Genomic DNA, 4195 nt, shown 5'->3' on the forward strand with positions numbered 1-4195 from the left:
CGAGATGGAAGTTCGTGACCTGCTGTCCACCTACGACTTCCCGGGCGATGACACTCCAATCATCATCGGTTCGGCTCGTATGGCGCTGTCAGCGACTGGTCCGGGTACATCGATTCCGCGGAGTTGTTGTCCGCTGCAACCTGCCAGCCCGACAGGTAGATCGCCTGGATACCGGCTTTGACTTGTTGTACGGCCTGGCCGCCGGTCAGGGCGCCCATGCAGTTGACGAAATCTTTCTCAGGACGGAAGGACGGTTTGGCACCCTGGGTCACCAGGTTCCAGAGCTTCTCGGCGCCCATGCGTGCCAGGGTGTGCTCAGGTTGAACCGAGCCACGCAGACGGACAACGTCGGCAGCGGAGTAAGTGCGAGTCACGCCTTTCCAGCGCGGGTTTTCAGCCCAGTCTTTTTCAAGGGCTGCAATTTGCTGTTCGCGTGTCAGTGCCATGGAGATAAACCTCGTCGCGTCTTGTGTGAAAAGTCGTTCTTGGGCGGAAAATTCCGACTCACCAGCTACACAGGGTTGAAGGTGCGTAATTGGCTGCTCGCTGACCAGAAGCTTAGGCGGTCAAGTCGGATTGGCGCAGATGGCGACGGGTGAACGATGGGCTCAAGGGGGAAAGTGAGCAGGTAAGGCCAGCTGTCGGGCGCAGTCGGGTGTCGTGGACCTTCATGCGAGCCATCAGTGTGTTGCCGTTCTACCTAATTAGCTTCCGTCCCTCGGGACAACCTCGTTCCAGTCGCAATCTCGTCAAACACACCTTGTGGGCGGTACAGACACGAATCGGCTCAGGTGGGTGGGTTAGAGCGCGATCCGAAGGCCCTGGCCAGGGCCCCTGATTAGCGGGAGCGAGGCCATCATGCCTTCGGTTTTTTGGCTCGTCAAACGTTTTGTAGTGCTTTTTTTTAAGTACTACATCTTTGGTCTAATACGACTAATCAGTCAGTTTTCGGTGCTTTAGTCCAAGGCGTCGACTTTCACCCGCAGCGTCATGTCATCCCGGCTCTGAGTCGAGTAGCTGCGGGTTAGAGCCTGTTTGTCGGCCTGGTTCTGGTGATTGACGCCCGCCACGGTGATCCACTCGCCCAGGCGACCGCTGACGGTTGTGTCGGTACTTTGTACGTTCACTACATCGGGACGATCCTGGCTCATGCGGTCACGATTGGTACTGATGCTCAGGTGAACGGTCTCACCGGTGACGCTGGCAGTGACATAGAAACCCTGGGTGACATTGCGGTATTGAGTCTGGCTTTGCAGGTGGGCGTAGTTGTTGGGCAGGTATTGCGGCTGGCCGGAGGTGTTGCTCTGGTTGGGCAGGCCGGTGTAGGCATCGGTCTGGGTGGTGGTCACCGGCACGCTCTGGCCGACCTGGATCAGCGCCGGTATGCCTTCGCTGGCCTGAATCTGCTGAATGCCACCGTCACGGCTTGTGGTGCTGTGGGTGATGATTCGGGTTTGCGGCGCGCGGTTGTCCTGGGTGTTGTTTTCGCTGGTGTCGACGGTGATCAGCAGGCGCTTGGCGGGGGTGTCCAGTTGGGCGACGAAGGCTCGCAGTTCCTCGATTTTCTCGGGCTCGGCATTGACGATCAACTGGTTGCCATAGGCGCTGACCTTGCCATCCCTGCCGAGAAAGTTCTGCGCGACGGGCAGCAGGTCGGCGCTGGTGCGGTTGTTCAGGGGCACGATCTCGGTGGCCGCGGTGACTGAAAAGCTGGCAGTCAGCAGCAGTGTCGTGAGCAGGGTGCGTAGGGACATGTCCGTTATCTCCGCTGGGGGTGGAAGCCTTGAGTTTGACAGTTTGTCGGCTCGCGGTGGGGCAAGTTGAATCGCGGGCAGCAAAACGCCCCGGCATCCTCGGGTCCAGCTTAGCTTGCTGGGTTTGCGGATGGCGGGGCGTTTCAGGGCGCTTTCCGTAGGAGCAGCCGGTCGACGCTCGATTGCTCGCGATGCAGTCGATGCGGTTGCGAAACCGAAAGATCCATCGCGAGCAAGCTCGCGCCTATGGGAAAGGCTTTTTCAGGCGCTGTTGCGGACCATGTCGACGTGAGGAATGCCGACTTCCAGGAATTCCTCGCTGACGATGCTGAAGCCCAGGCGCTCATAGAAGGCCGTGGCTTGCACCTGGGCGCTGAGCGTCAGCTGCTTGAGGCCGCGTTTCTCGGCCTCGCCGATCACGGCCTGCATCAATGCATCGCCGACCTTCAGGCCGCGCCAGTCCTTGAGGACCGATACCCGGCCGACTTCCCCGGCGGGCAGCAGGCGGGCTGTGCCGATCGGAAAGTCGCCTTCGAGCGCGAGAAAGTGCACCGCGCTGTCGTCGTCGGCGTCCCACTCCAGCTCGGGCGGGACGGATTGCTCGACGATGAATACCGCTTCACGAATGCGCCGGATCTCGGCGTTATCCTTTTGCCAGTCTGCGACACGTACGTGAATCTTATTCATCGGCAAATCCCAGGCTTCCTTGCTTGACCAGTTCGCACAGCAGGCTGCGGCCGTCGTCGTCCGCCAGCCATGGACCGAGGTTGTCGGCATGCAGGGCGTCGGCGGCGCAGATCATTTTCAGCAGTTCGCGCAGCTTGCCCGGCAGGTAACGGCTCTGGCCGCTGGCGAACAGCAGCAGATCGTCGTCGACTTCGGACCAGGCCAGGCGTGCACTCGGGTTGCGGATCAGGATCGCGCCTTGTTCGAGGCTGCCCAGCAGGTCCTCTTCTTCCAGCTCGGGGCCGACTACCAGTTCCGGATAGCGCGGTTCGGTCATGAACTGGCCGAACCAGGTCAGCAGCATGCGCTCGTCGCTCATGTGCTCGGACAGCAGGCCCTTGAGGCGGTCGAGGGCGTCGTGCTGGATCTGGTGCGGATCGCCGGCCGGCTGGGCGTCGGCGTCGGTGTAGCGCTCTTCGTCCGGCAGGTACTGGCTGAGGAAGTCGGTGAAGTGGGTCAGCACTTCGGCAGCGCTCGGGGCGCGGAAGCCGACCGAGTAGGTCATGCAGTCGTCGACCGCGACGCCGTAATGGGCCAGGCGTGGCGGCAGGTAGAGCATGTCGCCGGGTTCCAGAACCCATTCGGCGATTTCTTCGAATTCCGCCAGGATGCGCAGGTCGGCGTGTTTCAGCAGCGGGCTCTCGGCGTTGCACATCTGGCCGATTTTCCAGTTGCGCTTGCCATGGCCCTGCAGCAGGAACACGTCGTAGTTATCGAAGTGCGGGCCAACGCTGCCGCCGGGCGCGGCAAAGCTGATCATCACATCGTCGATCCGCCAGCTGGGCAGGAAGCGGAAGTGCTCCAGCAGCTCGGCGACTTCCGGCACGAACTGGTCGACGGCCTGGACCAGCAGGGTCCAGTCGCGCTCCGGCAGCTTGCCGAACTCGTCCTCGGCGAAGGGGCCGCGGCGCATTTCCCAGGGCTGGGCGCCATGCTCGAGCACCAGGCGCGATTCGACTTCCTCTTCCAGGGCCAGGCCGGCCAGTTCGTTGGCGTCGATCGGGCTTTCGAAGTCGGGCAGGGCCTGACGGATCAGCAGGGGCTTTTTCTGCCAGTAGTCACGCAGGAATTCCCGTGCGCTGATGCCGCCCAAAAGTTGAAGAGGAATATCAGGATTCATGTGTAACCTATTGAAAAAATGCACTTTTCATACGGGAATAAAAACGCCCGGCGCTGCCGGGCGTCAAGGTCTTGCCATCGATCAGATGCGTTTGGCTTGCGCCACGGCATTGCCGATGTAGCTGGCCGGGGTGAGCTTTTTCAGCTCGGCCTTGGCGGCTTCAGGCATTTCCAGCCCATCGATGAAGGTCAGCAGCGCTTGCGGGCTGATGCCCTTGCCGCGCGTCAGTTCCTTGAGCTTTTCGTACGGGTTTTCGATGTTGTAGCGACGCATCACGGTCTGGATCGGCTCGGCCAGGACTTCCCAGCAGGCGTCCAGGTCCTCGGCGATCTTCTGGGCGTTGAGCTCCAGTTTGCTGATGCCTTTGAGGCTGGCTTCGTAGGCGATCACGCTGTGGGCGAAACCGACGCCCAGGTTACGCAGGACGGTGGAGTCGGTCAGGTCGCGCTGCCAGCGGGAGATCGGCAGTTTGCTCGCCAGGTGCTGGAACAGTGCGTTGGCAAGGCCGGCGCTGTATTGGTGACGGGTCAGGCGCGAGCCGTTGAGGTCGATACCGCTCAACTGGCCCCCAGGTTGGTAGTGGTAGTCGAGCCGG

At 61.3% G+C, this 4195-nt stretch carries 3 protein-coding genes and 3 pseudogenes; 1 reads left to right on the forward strand and 5 read right to left on the reverse strand.

The window, feature by feature from the left end; genetic code table 11:
* Positions 1-88, forward strand: a pseudogene (locus tag ACQKQA_RS29755) (GTP-binding protein); the annotation flags it as partial.
* Between the two features lies 1 nt (position 89).
* Here the strand turns inward: ACQKQA_RS29755 and ACQKQA_RS29760 are convergent.
* The 5 genes and pseudogenes from ACQKQA_RS29760 to ACQKQA_RS29780 all read right to left on the reverse strand — a co-directional run.
* A pseudogene (locus ACQKQA_RS29760) lies at positions 90-446 on the reverse strand (isocitrate lyase); the annotation flags it as partial.
* Positions 447-956: 510 nt separating this feature from the next.
* Positions 957-1754: a secretin N-terminal domain-containing protein gene (locus ACQKQA_RS29765; RefSeq protein WP_427564736.1), complete on the reverse strand. Its 798-nt coding sequence runs from the start codon at positions 1752-1754 to the stop codon at positions 957-959.
* 261 nt (positions 1755-2015) lie between these two features.
* Complete coding sequence (locus ACQKQA_RS29770) at positions 2016-2441, reverse strand: GNAT family N-acetyltransferase (RefSeq protein ID WP_427564737.1); 426 nt, start codon at positions 2439-2441, stop codon at positions 2016-2018.
* Positions 2434-3600, reverse strand: a complete 1167-nt coding sequence (locus ACQKQA_RS29775) for a JmjC domain-containing protein (protein WP_427564738.1) — start codon at positions 3598-3600, stop codon at positions 2434-2436. The genes ACQKQA_RS29770 and ACQKQA_RS29775 overlap by 8 nt, the downstream gene beginning before the upstream one ends.
* 81 nt (positions 3601-3681) lie before the next feature.
* Positions 3682-4195, reverse strand: a pseudogene (locus ACQKQA_RS29780) (hypothetical protein); the annotation flags it as partial.

Origin of the sequence: Pseudomonas sp. NPDC089530 (assembly GCF_050280705.1) — a bacterium.
Lineage (GTDB): Bacteria > Pseudomonadota > Gammaproteobacteria > Pseudomonadales > Pseudomonadaceae > Aquipseudomonas.

Excerpts from the sequence above, each read along its gene's own strand:
- ACQKQA_RS29770 (WP_427564737.1), bottom strand. The coding sequence starts at position 2,441 with ATGAATAAGATTCACGTACGTGTCGCAGACTGGCAAAAGGATAACGCC.
- ACQKQA_RS29775 (WP_427564738.1), bottom strand. The coding sequence starts at position 3,600 with ATGAATCCTGATATTCCTCTTCAACTTTTGGGCGGCATCAGCGCACGG.
- ACQKQA_RS29765 (WP_427564736.1), bottom strand. The coding sequence starts at position 1,754 with ATGTCCCTACGCACCCTGCTCACGACACTGCTGCTGACTGCCAGCTTT.